The sequence below is a fragment of the Lysobacter sp. genome (genome assembly GCA_013141175.1).
Lineage (GTDB): Bacteria > Pseudomonadota > Gammaproteobacteria > Xanthomonadales > Xanthomonadaceae > Lysobacter_I.
This window is the reverse complement of record JABFRN010000001.1, coordinates 617,598-635,886: the sequence shown is the minus strand read 5'-3', so window position 1 is coordinate 635,886 and position 18,289 is coordinate 617,598. Positions and strand designations below refer to the sequence as shown.

Here is an 18,289-nt window from a genome sequence, read left to right as displayed (position 1 = left end):
GCATGGCCATCCCTCAATCCCACGTCGCAGTGCCGAAAATCAGCGACCCCGCTGCGTTCGGTCGCGTCGCCGTGCTGATGGGCGGCACCAGCGCCGAGCGCGAGGTGTCGCTCGACTCTGGGCGCAATGTGCTGGCTGCGCTGTGCGCGCGCGGCGTCGATGCGCACGCGGTCGACGGGATTCCGGCGCTGCTCGAAGCGCTGTCGGTGAAACGGTTCGACCGCGTGTTCAACATCCTTCATGGCAACAAGGGCGGCGGCGAAGACGGCGTGCTGCAAGGCGCGCTCGAAGCGATCGGCGTGCCCTATACCGGCTCGGGCGTGCTCGGTTCCGCGCTGAGCATGGACAAGATCCGCACCAAGCAGGTGTGGGCCAGCGAAGGCTTGCCGACACCGAAGTTCGCGCGTTTGCGGCATGGCGACGACATGCGCGCAGCCGCGCGTGCGCTGGGATTGCCGGTGTTCGTGAAGCCATCGTGCGAAGGTTCCAGCGTCGGCGTGTTCCGCATCCTGGCCGAAGCCGATCTCGAGCAGGCGGAAGCGTTCGCGGCGGGCTATGCGGGCGAGTTGCTGATGGAGCAGATGGTGGTGGGCGACGAGTTCACGGTCGGTATCTTCGGCGACACCGCGCTGCCGTCGATCCGCATCGTGCCTGCCGGCGAGTGGTACGACTATCACGCCAAATACATCGCCGACGACACCCAGTACATCTGCCCCGGGCTCGAAGGCGAAGACGAAGCGACCGCCCGAGATCTTGCGCTGCGCGCTTTCCGCGCCGCGGGCTGCAGAGGTTGGGGGCGCGTCGATGTGATGCGCGACCGCCGCAGCGGTTTCCAGCTCATCGAGATCAATACCGCGCCGGGTATGACCAGCCACTCGCTGGTGCCCAAGGCCGCAGGGCAGATCGGCATCGATTTCGAAACGCTGTGCTGGCTGATCCTGGAAACATCGTTCGAGAATGACGGCGTTGCGGAGGCGGGCGAACGATGAACGCCTTTCTGCGACTCGTCGCGTGGCTGCTCGCGATCGTGCTGGTGACGCTGCCCGTGGTGGCGGTGATCCAGGGCTGGGCGGGCGCCGAGCGTTGGCCGCTGCGCAGAGTGCTGGTCGTCGGCAATCACGAGCGCGTGGATGCGACGACGGTGCGCGACACCGTGTTGCCCTATGCGACGCGTGGCTTCTTCGCGGTGCGTCTCGACGACGCGCAGGTCGCGGTGTCCAGACTGCCGTGGATCGAGCAGGCCGAAGTGCGCAAGCAATGGCCGGATGTGCTGGTGGTCCGCGTGGTCGAGCATCGTCCCTTCGCGTGGTGGGGCGAGGACCGGCTGCTGTCCGAGCGCGGTCGTATCTTCCCCAGCAAAGGCGTTGCGGTACCGAAAGGCCTGCCGCACTTCGATGGCCCGGAATCGCGCAGCGCCGATCTGGTCGAGCTGTACAACGAATCGCGGGCGATGTTCGCGGCAGGCGGCCTCGACGTGCGCGCGCTGCGGATCGATCCGCGCGGCAGCTGGTCGATGACGCTGTCCAACGGCGCTGAACTGCTGATCGGTCGCGACGACGCCAAGCTGCGACTCGCGCGCTTCGCCCGTCTGCTGCCGCAGCTGGCGCAGCAGGGGCGACAGCTCGATCGCGCCGATCTCCGCTACACCAATGGTTTCGCGTTGCGCTGGGCGAGTGGCCGCGAGCAAGCGGACGCCGACAAGGCGTCTGCTGCGGCCGGCGAGCGCCCGGCCATGGATGGCCGGGCAGGACGCTCTGGGGCCGCAATGGCCTCGCCAGGGATGGCAGCGAATACCCGTACGACGAACCCCGAATCCCGCTTCAAGAACTTTGGCTCTATGACATGAATCGCAAGGGCGACAAATCGCTGATCGTCGGCCTCGACATCGGCACCTCCAAGATCGTCGCGCTGGTCGGCGAGTACGCCGCAGGCAGTCCGATCGAAGTGATCGGCATCGGCACGCACGAATCGCGCGGGCTCAAGCGCGGCGTGGTCGTGGATATCGAATCGACCGTGCAGTCGATCCAGCGCGCGATCGAGGAGGCCGAGCTGATGGCCGGCTGCGAGATCCGTTCGGTCTACGCGTCGATCTCCGGCAACCACGTGCAGTGCCGCAACTCGCCCGGCATCGTTCCGATCCGCGATGGCGAGGTCAGCTATGCCGATCTCGATCGCGTGCTCGAAGCGGCGAAGGCTGTTGCTATCCCGGCCGACCAGAAGATCCTGCACGCGATCCCGCGCGATTACGTGCTGGACGATTCGCAGGAAGGCATCCGCAACCCCGTCGGCATGACCGGGGTGCGTCTCGAAGTGCATGCGCATCTCGTGGTCTGCGCGCAGTCGGCGGCGGCCAACATCAGCAAGTGCGTGCAGCGCTGCGGACTGCAGGTGGACGATCTGATCTTCTCCGCGCTGGCATCGAGCACCGCAGTGCTGACCAGCGATGAGCGCGAACTCGGCGTGGTGCTGGTCGATATCGGCGCCGGCACCACCGATATCGCGGTGTTCGTGCACGGCGCTATCTGCCACACCGCGTCGCTGCCGATCGCCGGCGACCACGTCACCAACGACATCGCGCACATGCTGCGCACGCCCACGCCCGAGGCCGAACAGATCAAGGTCCGTTACGCCTGCGCATTGGCGCAGCTGGCGACTGCGGAAGAAAGCATCCAGGTGCCCAGTGTCGGCGATCGGCCGCCGCGTCGTCTGCCGCGTCATGCGCTGGCGCAGGCGGTGCAGGGTCGTTACGAGGAAATCTTCGAAATGGTGCAGGCCGAACTGCGCCGCTCCGGCTTCGAGGAACTGGTGCGCGCCGGCATGGTGCTGACGGGTGGCGCATCGAAGATGGAAGGCGTGATCGAGCTGGCGGAAGAAATGCTGCAGATGCCTGTGCGCGTGGGCATTCCGCAGCACGTCAGCGGGCTGGGCGAAGTGGTGGGCAATCCGGTGCATGCCACCGGCGTCGGCCTGCTGCTGATGGGTAGCCAGATCGAACATCCGCGCCGCCCGGTGATTCCCGCAGGGCGCGCGATGGGGGCGTTCAACAAGCTCAAGAACTGGTTCAAGGGCGAGTTTTAGCGACACCCGCATTCGAAGTGCGATCCGGAAGGCAGCGACACGAAGAACTGTTTCAAAGCGACACCCGATCAGACAACAACAGCAATACCTATAACTAGACGAGGACACGGACATGGCATATTTCGAACTGGTGGAAAAGATGGCGCCCAACGCGGTCATCAAGGTCGTCGGCGTGGGCGGCGGTGGCGGCAACGCCGTAGCGCACATGGTCAACGGCTGCATCGAAGGCGTGGAGTTCATCACCGCCAACACCGACTCGCAGGCGATCAAGAACTGCGGCGCCAAGCTGCAGCTGCAGCTCGGCAGCAACGTCACCAAAGGCCTGGGTGCGGGCGCGAATCCGGAAGTCGGCCGCCAGGCCGCGCTGGAAGATCGCGAGCGGATCATGGATGCGCTGCAGGGCGCCGACATGGTCTTCATCACCGCCGGCATGGGCGGCGGCACCGGCACCGGCGCTGCGCCGGTCGTCGCGCAGTTGGCGAAGGAGATGGGCATTCTCACCGTGGCCGTCGTCACCAAGCCGTTCCCGTTCGAAGGCCGTCGTCGCATGCAGGTCGCGCTCAAGGGCATCGAAGAGCTGTCGCAGCACTGCGATTCGCTGATCACGATCCCCAACGAGAAGCTGATCACCGTGCTCGGCCGCAACGCCACCATGATCCAGGCGTTCCGCGCCGCCAACGACGTGCTGCAGGGCGCGGTGCAGGGCATCGCCGATCTGATCGTGCGTCCGGGCCTGATCAACGTCGACTTTGCCGACGTGCGCACCGTCATGAGCGAAATGGGCCTGGCGATGATGGGCACCGGCACCGCGCGCGGCGACGATCGCGCGCAGGCCGCTGCCGAGGGCGCGATCAACAATCCGCTGCTCGACGATGTGAACCTCGCCGGTGCCAACGGCATCCTGGTCAACATCACCGCCGGCCCGGACTTCACGATGGCCGAGTTCGACGAAGTCGGTCGCACCATCGAGAACTTCGCTTCGGAAGACGCGACCGTGGTCATCGGCACCGTGCTCGACCCCGACATGCAGGACGAGGTGCGGGTGACCGTGGTCGCCACCGGCCTCAACCGCTCGGTGGCGCGTCAGGCCGTGCGCGGCAACGATCGCGAGGAAGCATTCGCGCCCGTGCGTCGTCCACAGGTGCAGTTGATCAATACCCAAGGTCGCCGCGACGGCACCACCGGGATGATGATCGACGAGACCGAAAGCTTCTCGCCGGGCGCGGGCATCGCCGCCAACCTGCGTGGCCGTGGGCACCACACCGAGACCTCGGCGCCGGCCGCCGCCGATTTCGGCAGCGACAGCAGCTATCTGGATATCCCCGCCTTTCTGCGCCGCCAGGCGGATTGATCGGCGCCATCCCCTCCGCCCCGGCTGTCCGGTCGGGGTAGTGGGGCGAACCTACCCGTGCGCGCGGCTGTCCTCCGCTCGTCGGCGATCTGCTTTTCCCGCCGTGCCCGCAGGGCCGGCGGGCTTTTGACCGTGTCGTTGCCGCTGCTCCGATGTTGCAGTGCGGGAACACTGCGTCGCTTCCGTTCAGGTTCAGCATTCCACGTGCTAATCTCGCCGTCCGCACCATCCGAAGCCCTTGGATTCGTGCATTTTCCGGCATCCTCCCGAATTCCGATCATGGCCCAGCAACGCACCCTGCAGAACATGATCCGCGCCACCGGCGTGGGTCTGCACAGCGGCGAGAAGGTCTATCTGACCCTGCGCCCGGCCCCGGTCGATACCGGCATCGTGTTCCGTCGCGTCGACCTGGACCCTGTCGTCGAAATTCCGGCGCGCGCCGACTACGTCACCGAAACCATGCTCTGCACCGGCCTGTCCCACGATGGCGGCAAGGCGATGACGGTCGAACACCTGATGTCCGCGCTCGCCGGTCTGGGCGTCGACAATCTCTATATCGAACTCTCCGCACCCGAAGTGCCGATCATGGACGGCTCTTCCGGGCCGTTCGTCTTCCTGCTGCAGTCCGCCGGCGTCGTCGAACAGAATGCGCCCAAGCGTTTCATGCGGATCCTGAAAACCGTGGAAGTCCGCGATGGCGACAAGGTCGCGCGGTTCGAGCCCTACAACGGTTTTCGCCTTGGTTTCACCGTGGAATTCGATCATCCGGCGATTCCGACTTCGCGCTCGCGCGCGGTCGTCGAGTTCTCGACCGAAAACTACATCAAGGAAGTCAGTCGCGCCCGAACCTTCGGTTTCATGCGCGATCTGGAATTCATGCGCGAACGAAATCTCGGTCTCGGCGGCTCGATGGACAACGCCATCGTGCTCGACGAGTTCCGCGTACTGAACGACGATGGCCTGCGCTACGCGGACGAATTCGTCCGCCACAAGATCCTTGACGCCGTGGGTGATCTCTACCTCGCGGGGCACCCGATCCTCGGGGCCTACGAGGGCTTCAAATCGGGCCATGCGCTCAACAACAAGCTGGTCCGCGCGCTGCTCGCCGAGCAGTCCGCCTGGGAAGAAGTGAGTTTCGGGCGCGACGCGCCGGTCCCGGTTGTTTTCGGGACGCCCCAGCTGGCTTGAGTCCTCGCCGCTCCACGCCCGCCGGATGGGCTGTCTTCCTGAACAGGACGGGCGGATTGCCCGATCCGTGAACTGGAATCGTGCGTTTCACAAAACCTTAACGAAAAAGCCTCGGCTTCTTAACCTGTGCGGCGGCGCCCGCCGGTAGCATTCCCTCCGTACCCGTCCGTCAGCCCGTCAATGGGCGCGGCGGATGGGTGGGCATCAGGAAGAAGCATCCTTTCCCGGCGGCACATCATCCCGGGAAGCGAGTGCGGTCGCGAAAGCCTCGCGTGCGGCCGCAGACAGGGGAGAAGCTGAAACGGCAGTCGAAGTCACGGCGTTCTGAGGTCGCATCGCCTGCGGCCCGCTCGCGGTCTTCACCACCAGATCGGTCGCTTCCAGTCCGAAGGAACGGGCCGTGTCGAGGATATCGGTGGCAGCAAGCCGCATTCGGGCATGCCACACCGGTGAATCCACCAGGTAAACGAGTCTTCCACGATCGATGTTCGCCAGGCGCGCATGCGCTGCGAGCCCGGGAGGAAGGCAGGGACGAAGCTGCAGATCCAATGCTTCCAGCCAGAGCGCCCGGCGAACAGGGTCGCTGGCCTCGCCGCCGAGCAAGGCGTCGATGGCAGCCTGTGGCCCGGTGGACGGGCGGGCGGGGGGAGGATTGGATCGCGAACGAGACATACAGCCGATGACTTTACACAGCTTTATCGACATTGCGCACCGCCATATGGCGACTGCCGCGCGCGCGGTTCGGACCACGACGATCCACGTCGCCGACAAGCTCCGCCCTCGCGTCGTGCGTGCGGCCGAAATCGGCTCCCAAGCGATGCGGGAGAAGCCGGCCTATTGCGCAGTCTGCCTGTTGACGGTCGGCGCGCTGTTCGGCACGACCGGGCAGGGTCTGTTGCGCGGTGCCGAATACAGTCGCCTCAAGGCCGATGTCGAAATCCAGCGGAGCGGCCTCGAAACGACGCGCCGCGAGGCGCAGCGCGAAGTCAACGCGCTCGCCGCGCGACTCGGCGAACTGCAGGCCGAAGCCAATCGTCTCAATGCGCTCGGCGAGCGCTTGACCCGCGTCGCCCAGCTCGGCGACGGCGAATTCGATTTCGACAAGCCGGTGGGCGTCGGTGGTGTCGGCCCGGTGCGCGATATGCCGGCTCGCGGCCTGCGCGATGGTTTGGCCGACCTCGGTGCCCAGTTGAAGCATTCCGGCAGCCAGCTGTCTGTCCTCGAGGCGCTGTTGTTCAATCGCGAATTGGACAAGAACGCGATGCCGACCCGCGACCCGATCGCCAACAGCTATGTCACCTCCGGCTTCGGCTATCGCGCAGATCCGTTCGGCGGCGGCAGCCAGCAGCACAAAGGCATCGATTTCGAGGCCAACACCGGTGATCCGGTGTTGGCGGTCGGCGATGGCGTCGTGACCTATTCCGGCGTCCGTTCCGGCTACGGCAACGTGGTCGAGGTCGATCACGGCAACGGCTATGTCACCCGGTATGCGCACAACTCGCGCCTGATCGGCCAGGTCGGCGATCTGGTTCGCGGTGGGCAGGAGATCGCCAAGGCAGGGTCCACCGGCCGATCCACCGGCGCTCACGTGCACTTCGAGGTCTGGGACAACGGGGTCGTGGTCAATCCGAACCAGTTCCTCGGTCAAGCCGCGGCCAAGCCCGCCGGCAAGGGCTGAAGCCCGCCCGAGCTGTGGTTGGTATCCGGGGCTTGATACCCCGGGGCACCGGCTCCAAGTACAATCGAGTGTTGCGGAGGGGCGCGCTGCGCCCCTTTTTGTTGCGGACAGCCGTTGCCCGGCGCCGCTGACCCTTCCTCTTTCGATCATTCTCCGCCCATGCTCAATCGCCTGTTGACCAGTATCTTCGGTAGCCGCAACGATCGTTTCGTCAAGCAACTCGGCGGCATCGTCAAGAAGATCAATGCCCTCGAACCGCAGATGCAGGCGCTCTCCGACGCCGAGCTCCAGGCGAAGACGCCGGAACTCAAGGCACGCGTCGCCAACGGCGAAACCCTCGACAAGGTGCTCCCCGAAGCCTTCGCGGTCTGCCGCGAAGCCTCGAATCGCGTGCTGGGCATGCGTCACTACGACGTGCAGCTGATCGGCGGCATGGTGCTGCATCTGGGCAAGATCGCCGAAATGCGTACCGGCGAAGGCAAGACCCTGGTCGCGACGTTGCCGGTGTATCTCAATGCGCTCGAAGGCCAGGGCGTGCACGTCGTGACCGTCAACGACTACCTCGCACGACGCGACTCGGCGTGGATGGGCAAGCTCTACAACTGGCTTGGCCTGTCGGTCGGCGTGGTGTATCCGGGCATGAACCACGGCGACAAGGCTGCCGCCTACGGTTCGGACATCACCTACGGCACCAACAACGAATTCGGCTTCGACTACCTGCGCGACAACATGGCGCTGTCGAAGGAAGACCGCCACCAGCGCGGCCTGCATTACGCGATCGTCGACGAAGTCGACTCGATCCTGATCGACGAGGCGCGCACGCCGCTGATCATTTCCGGCCCCGCCGACGAATCGCCGGAGCTGTACGTCAAGGTCAATCGCATCGTGCCGCAGCTGAAGCGACAGGAAGTGGAGGACGGCGTCGGCGATTTCTGGGTCGACGAGAAGAGCAAGCAGGTGCATCTGTCCGAAGCCGGCCAGGAGCACGCCGAAGATCTGCTGCGTCGCAACGGCATCATCGATGAGAACGACGGCCTGTACGCGGCGCACAACATCCATGTGGTCCACCATCTCAACGCCGCGATGCGCGCGCATGCGCTGTTCCAGCGCGATGTCGACTACATCGTTCGCGATGGGGAAGTGGTGATCGTCGACGAATTCACCGGTCGTACCCTGGTGGGTCGTCGTTGGTCCGACGGCCTGCACCAGGCGGTCGAAGCGAAGGAAGGCGTGCCGGTGCAGCGCGACAACCAGACGCTGGCCAGCATCACCTTCCAGAACCTGTTCCGCATGTACAAGAAGCTGTCGGGCATGACCGGCACCGCGGACACCGAAGCCTACGAATTCCAGAACATCTACGCGCTCGAAGTGGTGGTCATCCCGACCCATCGCGAGATGGTGCGCAAGGATCATCCCGACGCGGTGTTCCTCAACAAGACCGGCAAGTACCGCGCGGTGGTCAACGAAATCCGCGACGCGAACGGCCGAGGCCAGCCGGTGCTGGTGGGCACCACGTCCATCGAAGTCTCCGAGATGTTGTCCGCGCAGCTCAAGGAAGCCGGCATCGTCCATGAAGTGCTCAACGCCAAGCAGCACGAGCGCGAAGCGCACATCGTCGCGCAGGCCGGGCGTCCTCATGCGGTGACCATCGCCACCAACATGGCCGGTCGCGGTACCGACATCGTGCTTGGCGGCTCGCTGGAATCCGAGATCGCCGCGCTGGAAGCGGAAGCCGGCGCCGAGCTGGGCGATGCCGAACGCCAGCGGATCAAGGCGGAGTGGCAACAACGTCACGACGCGGTGAAAGCCAGCGGCGGCCTGCATATCGTCGGCACCGAGCGTCACGAATCGCGCCGCATCGACAACCAGCTGCGTGGCCGCTCCGGCCGTCAGGGCGATCCCGGCTCCTCGCGGTTCTATCTGTCGCTCGAAGACAACCTGATGCGCATCTTCGCCGCCGACTGGGTGCAGCGGATGATGGCGCGGATGGGCCTGAAGGAAGACGACATCATCGAAAGCCCGCTGGTCAGCAAGCAGATCGCCGGCGCGCAGCGCAAGGTCGAAGCGCACAACTTCGACATCCGCAAGAACCTGCTCGATTTCGATGACGTCAACAACGATCAGCGCAAGGTCATCTATCGCCAGCGCGACGAGTTGCTGGAAGCCGAGAGCATCCAGCAGAACATCGACGATATCCGCGCCGACGTGGTCGCCGATCTGGTCGATCGCTTCGTACCGCCGAATTCCATCGACGAACAATGGGACCTGCAGGGCCTGGACGCAGAGTTGGCGGCCGAATTCAATCTGCCGCAGTCGATCGCGAAGGCCGTGCAGGAAAAGACCGAGATCGACGCCGAAGGCATCGCTGCCCTCGCGCAGGCCGAGGTCGCCAAACTGTTCGAAGACAAGGAAACCGCGATCGGCAGCGACACCATGCGCATGCTCGAAAAACATCTGATGCTGACCGTGCTCGACCAGAGCTGGAAGGAGCATCTCGGGCGGATGGACTATCTGCGCCAGGGCATCCATCTGCGCGGTTACGCGCAGAAACAGCCGAAGCAGGAATACAAGAAAGAAGCGTTCGAGCTGTTCAGCGAGCTGCTGGAGAAGGTCAAGCGCGAAGTGATTTCGCTGTTGGCCCGCGTGCGGATCCGCAGCGAGGAAGAGATCGCGCAGGCCGAAGCCGCCGAGCGGGCGCGCGCCGAAGCGGTCGCGCGCCAGATGCAGTTCCAGCATCCGGATATGGGCGGCTACAGCGCCGACGAAGAAGCCGCGGATCCGGACTATCAGAATCCTTCCGAAGTACCGAAGGTCGGGCGCAACGATCCCTGTCCGTGCGGTTCCGGCAAGAAGTACAAACACTGCCACGGCCAATTGGCCTGAATCGACCGATGTTCCAGAACGATGGCCCGCGAGTTTCGCGGGCCGTTTTTTTTTGGATGAACGCCAGGCCCGCTTGCCCCGCATCCCCCGCAGCGGTAAAACATCCGCAAGCCATTCCAGAGCAGGGACCGTTCTTCGCGATGAGCGACAGCGACAGCGACCGAAGTCGAAGCGGGAACATCGTCCACGTCGTCGCCGGTGTGATCAACGATGCGCGCGGCCGTGTGCTGCTGGCGCGTCGCACCGAAGGTCGCGATCTCGCGGGCCTGTGGGAATTTCCCGGCGGCAAGGTCGATCCCGGCGAAACGCCGGAACAGGCGCTGGTGCGCGAACTGCACGAAGAACTCGGCATCGAGGCGCAGGTGGGCGATGCGGTCATCGCCGTGCCGCAACAGTATCCTCATAAACGCTTGCGTCTCGATGTGCGTCGCATCGCATCGTGGAGCGGTATGGTCAAAGGCCTCGACGGCCAGGCGCTGGCCTGGGTGCCGCCGCACAAGCTCGCGAGCTACGCGATGCCGGACGCCGATCGACCGGTGGTGGCCGCGCTGCTCGATCCGGAACACTATCTGATCACGCCCGAGCCCGGCGACGACGATGCGCGCTGGCTGTCGAGCCTGCGCAAAGCGCTTGAGAATGGTGTGCGTCGGGTGCAATTGCGCGGTCGCGCGACAGCCGGGGATGCGCCGGAGCGCTGGCGCCGGCTGGTCGAACAAGCGACGCGCGCCGCGCGCGACGCCGATGCCGAAGTGCTGGTCAATGGCGATATCGCGCTTGCGCAGACGCTCGGTATCGGCGTGCATCTGCGCGCAGCCCAGTTGATGGCCTTGTCGATGCGCCCGCTATCGCAAGGGTTGCCGGTGATCGCGTCCTGCCATTCGCACGAAGACCTCGCTGCCGCGCAGGCGCTGGGTTGCGATGCTGCGGTGCTCGGCCCCGTGTTGCCCACGCCGTCCCATCCGGGTGAGGTCGGCATCGGATGGGATGGTTTCGTCGAACGCCGCGAGCGCGTTGCGATTCCGCTGTATGCGATCGGCGGCATGCGCCGCGATGATGTCGTGCACGCGCGCGAAAGGGGTGCCCAAGGCATTGCCGCGATCAGGAGCCTGTGGCCGGACGAAGTTTGAGACTCATTATCGTTTCGGAAAATTGCCAGTCTCCGGTCCCGCGTGTAAGTTCCACCACTTGCTTTGAAGCCGATGAACAAATGGAGTGTTGCGATGGAAGGTACTTCGACCGAAACCGATATCGCCCGCTATACGCGGACGATGAATCCCTACTGGGTCGATGTGCTGGCCATGCTGAAACTCGAGCGGCCATGGCGCGAAGCGCGCGGCTGCCTGTTGATCGACGATACGGGGCGTGAATATCTCGACGCCACCTCGGGCTTCGGCACCGCCACGCTGGGGCATCGCTCGCCGGTTGTCGAACAGGCCTTGATCGATCATCTCCAGGCGCCCGGCGCCTCGATCAGCACATTCGGCTGGTCGTCGGAGGCATCGAAGGTTGCGGACACGCTGCTGCGCCTCGCCGACGCCGATTTCGACAAGGTGCAGTTCTTCTCCGCCGGTGCGGAAGCGGTCGAGGCTGCGCTGAAGTTCGCCGCGATCGCCACCGGCCGGCGCAGCTTTCTCGGTCTGAGTGGAGGCTTCCATGGTCTCACCGGCATCGCCACCGCGTTGGCGGGCGAAAAGTTCTGGAGCGATGGCATCGCGACACCGCTCGAATTCGCCGAAACCCTGCCGTCGCTCGACCCCGGAATCGTCCGCGCACGACTCGCCAAGGGCGATGTTGCGGCGGTCGTGCTGGAGCCGATCCAGGCCAGCGCCGGCTCGATCGAACAGACGTCCGAGCATCTGGCTGCGCTCAGCGATGCCTGCCGCGAAACCGGCACGATGTTGATCGCCGATGAAGTGGCGTCGGGCATCGGCCGCACCGGGCGCTGGTTCGGCTTCCATCACTGGCGCTCCGAATTCAGGCCGGACATGGTGGTGGTGTCGAAAGGCCTCACTGGCGCCTTGCTGCCGGTGTCTGCGGTGTTGTGCAAGAACCCGGTGTTCGACGCGGTGTTCGGCAAGGGGCGCGCAAAGATCCACGGTGCGACCATGGCCGGAAATCCGATGTCGATGGCGTGCGCATCGGCGGTGTTGGCGGAGGCGGAGCGGCTCGATGTCTGCCGTCTTGCCGCCGAGGGCGAACGCATCTTCCGTGCCGCCATGGCGGAACACGACCCGGCCGGCGAAGAGTTCGAGATCTCCGGTCGCGGCCTGATGTTGGCGGTGCGCACCAAGCGGGTTCCGTTGATGGAACTGTGGGTCGGCATGCGCGAACACAATGTGGTGATGGCTCCGGCGCCGCATCGTCGGGGCACGCTGCTGATGACGCCGCCGCTGATCGTGTCCGCCGCGCAGCTGCAATCCATTGCAAGACATCTGGTCGAGGTCGCTCGATCGATCGTGGTCGAGCCTCCTGCGCCGGTTGGGCAGCCGGCCTGATCATCGTGGGCGTCGGCGTCGTCCGCTTTCGCCCGCGTCCACTCACCGCCGATCTTCACCGCCCGATCTTCACCGTTGCTCTTCATCGTTGATCTCCACCGCAGCGACGGCGATGCCGTCCCTGCTGCGGTGGACAACGCATCGCCAAAGCGGTGTCAGCGGCCCTCGTTCAACAGATTCTGCTGCCAGAACAGCATGCTCGCCGCGCCGAAATAATCGTTGTTGCTCTTCTTGCGGAAACCGTGGCCTTCGTCGGCATACAGCAGATACCACACCGGCTGGCCGTTGGCGCGCACCGCTTTCACGATCTGCTCGGCTTCGGTGTACGGCACGCGCGGATCGTTCTTGCCCTGGGCGACGAAGAGTTTCGAAGTGATGCGGTCGGCATGGTTCAACGGCGAAATGCGCTCGAAGGTCGCCATCATCTTCGGATCGCGTTCGTCGCCGTATTCCGCCCGACGCAGATCGCGACGATAGCTTTCGGTGTTCTTGAGAAACGTACCGAAGTTCGAAATGCCGACCACGTCGATGCCGGCGCGGATGCGGTCGCTGTAGTGCATCAGCGAGGCGAGCACCATGTAGCCGCCGTAGCTGCCGCCCATGACGCCGATGCGCGAGCTGTCCAGCTCCGGCTGCTGCGCGACCCAGTCGAGCAACGCGCCGATGTCCTTCACCGAGTCTTCGCGACGCTGTCCGTTGTCCAGCGAAAGATAGGTCTTGCCGTAGCCGCTCGAACCGCGCACGTTCGGCACCAGCATCGCCACGCCGAGTTCGTTCGCCATGAACTGCGCGGTGGGATTGAACGTGGGCAGCGACTGGCTTTCCGGTCCGCCGTGGATGCTGATGATCACCGGCAATTTGCGCCCGGCCGGCACGGTCGCCGGACGATAGTAGAACGCGGGGATCGTGCGGCGCTTGCCATCGACGCTGTCGAAGGTCGGATAGCGGACCAATGTCGGCGCGATGAATTTCGACGCGTCCAGGCCGCCGACCTCGCTCTGCGTCCAGCGCGTGAGCGTGGCCTTGGCCAGATCGATCACGAATACATCGCTGGGCGAGGTCGCGCTGTTGAGCGTCAGCGCGAGACGCGTGCCGTCGGGCGAAAACGTGCCCGAGCCGAACACGCCGATCGGCAGCGTCGGAAGTGCGATCTCGCGGTGCGATGGCAGCGACAGTACGCGCAGCCGGCTGATGCCGTCTTCGTTGGTGACGTATGCCAGGTGCTTGCCGTCGTCGGAAAGATTGAAGCCTGCGACATCCCACGGAATCCTCGCGCTGAGGACCGTCAGCTTGCCGGTCGCGGGATCGTGGTGGCGAAGCGTCTGGAATTCCTGCGCGGCGCCGTTCACGGGCTCATCGGATACGAAGTACACCGACTTGCCATCGGGCGCGTACGCGAAACCGCCGAACGCGGCCTTGCCGCCATCGACGGGGAACAGGGTCAGCCTGCCTGTCGCCAGATCCACTTCGCCCGGGTATGCCTCGGCCGCCGACACCACCTTCATCACCAGCAGGTGTTTACCGTCGGGCGAGAAATCCAGCGCGCTCCAACTGCCGCCTGCCGTCACCACGGGTTTGGCGGTGCCGGTGTCGATATCGCGCACCCAAACATCGGTGTCGGTGCCGTTGCGCGCCGTGCTGCGATACGCCAGGAGTTTGCCATCCCGCGAAAACTGGCCGCCGGAATTCTGGGTGCGCTTGCCATCGGTCAACAGCGTCACGTTGCGCGTCGCATGATCGAACCAGTACAACTGCGAAAACTCGTCGCCGCCCTTGTCCTTCGAGAACACGAAGCCGTCGAGCGGCGATTCCGCCGGCGATGGCGACATTCCGCCCAGCGGCTCGGGATAGAACGTCAGCTGTTCGCGCATGCCCAGCGGCTGGCAGACGCGATGCGCCTGGTTGGTTTCGGCGAAGCGGGTGCCGACCAGCAGGCAGCCGTTCTTCGTCCAGCCGGCAACGCTGCCGCCACGGGTGTTCTGGTAGCGATTGAGGCGATCGACCAGCTCGGTCGGAATCGCGGGAATATGTTCGCTGATGCGGTTGCCAACCTCTTCACGCACGGCGGTCGCATCGGGTGCGGTTTGCGCGAGCGCGGGCAGGGTGCAGGCGAGGCCGAGCAGGGCGGCGGCGAGCGTGTGGCGGCGCAACATGGCATGTCCCCGGTGGAATCAGTGTTCGAGCATAGCCGCTACCGTCGACCCGCGACGTAGCCGAAAGTCATGGCCGACGGAGGTAGACTCTTCCCGTCACCTGCGGAGAACGCCATGGCCACGCGTCGCGATGCGCTCAAGACATTCGGATTCGGTGCGCTCGCGCTGGCCGCCGGCCGATTCGCCACCGCACAGGCCGCGGCATGGCCTCCGTACCCGCGCACGATCGCGATCGATGGCGCTGGCGGCACCGGCCTGTTCTGGTTCGAGAACGACGACGCGGCGGTCAAGGCGGAACTCGACGCGATCCGCGCCTCCGGGCTCGGCGGCATCGTCCTGACGCTCGCGCCTTCGGGCCGGTTCTGGCTGGACGACGCCGCGTTCGAGAAGACCAAGGCGACCATCGACACGTGGGACGGGATCATCGCGCGCTATCCGGATCACTTGCTCGCGGTGCGCAGCGGCGACGATCTGCAGCGTGCGCGGCGTGAGGGCAAACTCGGTTTGATCTACGGCTTCCAGGGCACCGAATCGCTGGGCGAGGATCTCGATCGCATCGCGCTGTTCAGCGCGCGCGGCGTGCGCGTGATCCAGCTCACCCACAACCGTCGCAACCTCGTCGGCGATGGCTGCATGGAACCGGGCAATGCAGGGCTGAGCAACTTCGGCCGGCAGGTGGTGGAACGCCTGAACGCAGAGAAGATCGTGGTCGATCTCGCCCACGGCTCGGCGCGCACGATGGCCGAAGGCATCGCCGCCTCGCGCGCGCCGATGCTGATCAGCCACACCGGCTGCCGCGCGCTCGCCGACCTGCCGCGCAATACCGACGACGCGACCCTGCGCGCGCTGGCGGAGAAAGGCGGCGTCGCCGGCATCATTTTCTGGCCGTATCTGCGCACCGACACGCAGCCGATGGCGATCGATGTGATCCGCCACATCGAGCACGCGGTGAAGGTCTGCGGCGAGGACCACGTCGGCATCGGTACCGACAGCGGGATCGCGCCGATCGAGCGCACGCCGGCATACGAGCAGGACAATCGCGAATGGGTCGCCGGTGCGGTCGAGGACGGCGTGTTCGAACGCGGTCGTCCGCCGGACCTCTACACGTTCATTCCCGATCTGAACCGCGCGGACCGCTTCGATATGCTCGCAGCGATGCTGTCGAAGCGCGGGCACCCGGATGCGCGGATCGCGAAGATTCTGGGTGGGAATTTCGCACGGGTGATGGGCGAAGCCTGGGGTCGGGCTGCGGTTCCGCTCGAACAAGCATGAAGGACGCACAGGCATGACTGCACTCACACCGGAATGCTTCGTCAAGGAAGAGAACCTCGCCGATGGATCGGTCGAACCCAACCTGACGCTCTGGATTTCAGAGGCCGGTGGGCTGACCCAGTTCGGCGCTTTCGTGGAAGTCCTGCAGCCGGGAACGCGCTCATCGATCAAACATTGGCATGTCGCAGAGGACGAACTGGTCTATGTCCTGGAAGGCCAGCTGACGCTGATCGAAGGCGATACCGAAACGCTTTTGAATGCAGGCGACGCGGCGACCTTCCGTGCGGGGGTTGCCGTCGGTCACTGCCTGTGGAATCGCAGCGCATCGCCCACGCGTTGCCTGGTGATCGGCACTCGGGCGCCTGTAGACAGGATCACCTATCCCGATCACGATCGGGTGTGCCACCGCGACCGGTCGCTGCCTGACGACATCTGGACGGATACCGAAGGCGAGCCGGCGTCGAGTCCGTATTGACGATGTTGGATCGACGCTGATATTTCCACGCGGCAGGCGCTGTCGTGCGCTGGATGGCTGTGGCGTTTCCGGCGCCATCGCCGTCGGCAACGGCGTTCTGGATCCGGCCTGTTCGTTTTCGTCGCAGCGCCGGACGTTCCATCCGAAAACGCAGCGCCGCGATTGCGGCGCCGTGTTGGCATGTCGCCATTCGAGTCGCTTGCGGCATTCCGTCGCAATACCCTCAAGGCGAGAACGGCAAGGCGTACTGATCGACCCGAACTCCGATCTGCATGCCGTCGCGTCGGATCGTGCGCGCGATGGTCGCGGCATTATCGGGGCCGCCGATCAGATACGTCTTGCCGACGGCGGTTTCGTTCGCGGCGAGCGGCAGCGAGGCGATACTGTCGACTTGCCCATGGTGATTCGCGAGCCAGAGCTGTTGCGAGTTGGGCTGCGTAAGACTGGCGCCGACGATGATCAGGGCGCCCTGGCTGGACAGTGCGAAGCTTTGCGGAGCGACATCGCTCAATTGCGGAAACCACTGCATCATCGGCCAGTACGCGTTCATATCGAACCAGCCCACGGTCATCGGGAGGCCACCGATCTGCACCGATGTATAGGCCAACGTGTCCAACTGCACAGAGCCGACTTCCGGTGCAGGGGGCAGGCTGGCGACCACCAGACCCTGTGGGCCGACGAGGAAGGCGGTGATTTTTCCTTCGATCGGGAACGGCAACGTTTCCCATTGATCGGCGTAGACGGGCGTGCGCAGCAATTCGCGCAATCCGTCTTTATGCTCGATCAGTGCGAAGGCCTTGCCCTCGGCATTGATGTCCGCATGCAGCAGTTGCTCGCCATAGGCAATCTCCCAGGTCGATAATGCAGTCCACTGGCCGGCGTACGGGTCGAACGTTTCCAGTATCAGTTCGGTCGTGCCGAAACTGTTCCAGCAGGCCTTGATGTGACGGATGCTTTCGCTGTCCTGTTTCGGCATGCGGAACCGGGACATGATCATGCTCTGGCCGGGGTGGGGACACGTGGGCGTGACCGAGAGCACGTTGATCGCTCCATACCCGGCAATCCGGAATACGCCCAGTTCGTCGCCCCATGGCCCGGTCAGCTTGCCGACGATCAACGCCTCGTCCGCGACGGGGATGCTGGCGTCGAGCAGTTCGACTTCGCCAGGCAGCCTTGCCTGCCAGACGGGATAGGCATCGTAGCGCGACCGCATTTCAAGCCGCGTGTCGTCGCCGTTGTAGCCTGCGGTCCTGAAACAGTCGAGGCGCTGGCCGGACTTCGCGTAGACCCCGCAATCGGATTTTCGATCGACCTGCGTCAAACCCCAGATCCAAGGCGCCTGGCCCTGCGCATTGAGCGTATACAGGTGCGCGAAATCGTAGCCGGTGCCCCAGGGTTGTTTGTTGAACGCCTGCAGATGGACGAAGCCGAGGTCGTCCACGGCAACACCACGGGACGCCGGCAGTTCGTTGGACATGGACGAAAAGAATTCTTTCTGCCAATTGCCGGCATGGGTGCCGAACGAGCAGAGCAGCAGCGTGGAGCAGAGGAGTCGTTTCAGCATGATGCTTCCTTTGGGTCGATGCGACGGGCTGCGGGTGCCGCATGTCGCCAACTGCGAAATGCAGGCCTCAGGCCAATGGAAGCGAAAAATCCGGGCCGGGAGGATCACGTTCGATGGTCCGGGCCGCAGGCAATGGCCGCTGGCCGCATTCA

General features: G+C 64.8%; 14 protein-coding genes. 11 read left to right on the top strand and 3 right to left on the bottom strand.

All coding sequences use genetic code 11. The annotated features are described in order from the left end of the window. The first annotated feature begins 2 nt into the window (after positions 1 to 2). The 5 genes from HOP03_02930 (at position 3) to HOP03_02910 (ending at position 5,617) form a co-directional block, all read left to right on the top strand. Positions 3 to 989, top strand: a complete 987-nt coding sequence (locus HOP03_02930) for a D-alanine--D-alanine ligase (GenBank protein NOT87117.1) — start codon at positions 3 to 5, stop codon at positions 987 to 989. Beyond that, entirely contained in the window at positions 986 to 1,846 is an 861-nt protein-coding gene (locus HOP03_02925) for a cell division protein FtsQ/DivIB (protein NOT87116.1), read from the top strand. The genes HOP03_02930 and HOP03_02925 overlap by 4 nt, the downstream gene beginning before the upstream one ends. Beyond that, positions 1,843 to 3,078 (top strand): cell division protein FtsA, encoded by a 1,236-nt coding sequence (gene ftsA / locus HOP03_02920; GenBank protein ID NOT87115.1) that lies wholly within the window; start codon positions 1,843 to 1,845, stop codon positions 3,076 to 3,078. Before HOP03_02925 ends, ftsA begins: the two co-directional genes overlap by 4 nt. Before the next feature lie 112 nt (positions 3,079 to 3,190). After that, positions 3,191 to 4,429 carry a cell division protein FtsZ gene (gene ftsZ / locus HOP03_02915; protein NOT87114.1) on the top strand — a complete coding sequence of 413 codons (1,239 nt, stop codon included), beginning with the start codon at positions 3,191 to 3,193 and terminating at the stop codon, positions 4,427 to 4,429. A gap of 279 nt (positions 4,430 to 4,708) precedes the next feature. Next, positions 4,709 to 5,617, top strand: coding sequence for a UDP-3-O-acyl-N-acetylglucosamine deacetylase (locus HOP03_02910; GenBank protein ID NOT87113.1), 909 nt, complete (start codon positions 4,709 to 4,711; stop codon positions 5,615 to 5,617). Positions 5,618 to 5,821: 204 nt separating this feature from the next. Here the strand turns inward: HOP03_02910 and HOP03_02905 are convergent, their stop codons facing one another. After that, complete coding sequence (locus tag HOP03_02905) at positions 5,822 to 6,289, bottom strand: DUF721 domain-containing protein (GenBank protein ID NOT87112.1); 468 nt, start codon at positions 6,287 to 6,289, stop codon at positions 5,822 to 5,824. Positions 6,290 to 6,434: 145 nt separating this feature from the next. Here HOP03_02905 and HOP03_02900 point away from each other — a divergent pair, with 145 nt between their 5' ends. From HOP03_02900 to HOP03_02885, 4 genes are all read left to right on the top strand, one after another. Next, positions 6,435 to 7,295, top strand: coding sequence for a M23 family metallopeptidase (locus tag HOP03_02900; protein ID NOT87111.1), 861 nt, complete (start codon positions 6,435 to 6,437; stop codon positions 7,293 to 7,295). Between the two features lie 159 nt (positions 7,296 to 7,454). Further along, on the top strand, positions 7,455 to 10,178 hold the full coding sequence (gene secA / locus HOP03_02895; GenBank protein ID NOT87110.1) for a preprotein translocase subunit SecA: 2,724 nt from the start codon (positions 7,455 to 7,457) through the stop codon (positions 10,176 to 10,178). 140 nt (positions 10,179 to 10,318) lie between these two features. Next, positions 10,319 to 11,305, top strand: a complete 987-nt coding sequence (locus HOP03_02890; protein ID NOT87109.1) for a Nudix family hydrolase — start codon at positions 10,319 to 10,321, stop codon at positions 11,303 to 11,305. Positions 11,306 to 11,398: 93 nt separating this feature from the next. Beyond that, the gene (locus tag HOP03_02885; GenBank protein ID NOT87108.1) at positions 11,399 to 12,673 is read left to right on the top strand and encodes an aminotransferase class III-fold pyridoxal phosphate-dependent enzyme; all 1,275 of its coding nucleotides are present in this window, start codon (positions 11,399 to 11,401) and stop codon (positions 12,671 to 12,673) included. Between the two features lie 155 nt (positions 12,674 to 12,828). On the opposite strand, the gene HOP03_02880 is transcribed toward HOP03_02885, so the two are convergent. Then, positions 12,829 to 14,826: a S9 family peptidase gene (locus HOP03_02880; GenBank protein ID NOT87107.1), complete on the bottom strand. Its 1,998-nt coding sequence runs from the start codon at positions 14,824 to 14,826 to the stop codon at positions 12,829 to 12,831. 114 nt (positions 14,827 to 14,940) lie between these two features. Here HOP03_02880 and HOP03_02875 point away from each other — a divergent pair, with 114 nt between their 5' ends. Both HOP03_02875 and HOP03_02870 read left to right on the top strand, forming a co-directional pair. Continuing rightward, complete coding sequence (locus tag HOP03_02875; GenBank protein NOT87106.1) at positions 14,941 to 16,098, top strand: peptidase M19; 1,158 nt, start codon at positions 14,941 to 14,943, stop codon at positions 16,096 to 16,098. 13 nt (positions 16,099 to 16,111) lie between these two features. Further along, complete coding sequence (locus HOP03_02870; protein NOT87105.1) at positions 16,112 to 16,573, top strand: cupin domain-containing protein; 462 nt, start codon at positions 16,112 to 16,114, stop codon at positions 16,571 to 16,573. 223 nt (positions 16,574 to 16,796) lie between these two features. On the opposite strand, the gene HOP03_02865 is transcribed toward HOP03_02870, so the two are convergent. Then, complete coding sequence (locus tag HOP03_02865) at positions 16,797 to 18,137, bottom strand: hypothetical protein (GenBank protein ID NOT87104.1); 1,341 nt, start codon at positions 18,135 to 18,137, stop codon at positions 16,797 to 16,799. Positions 18,138 to 18,289 lie beyond the last annotated feature (152 nt).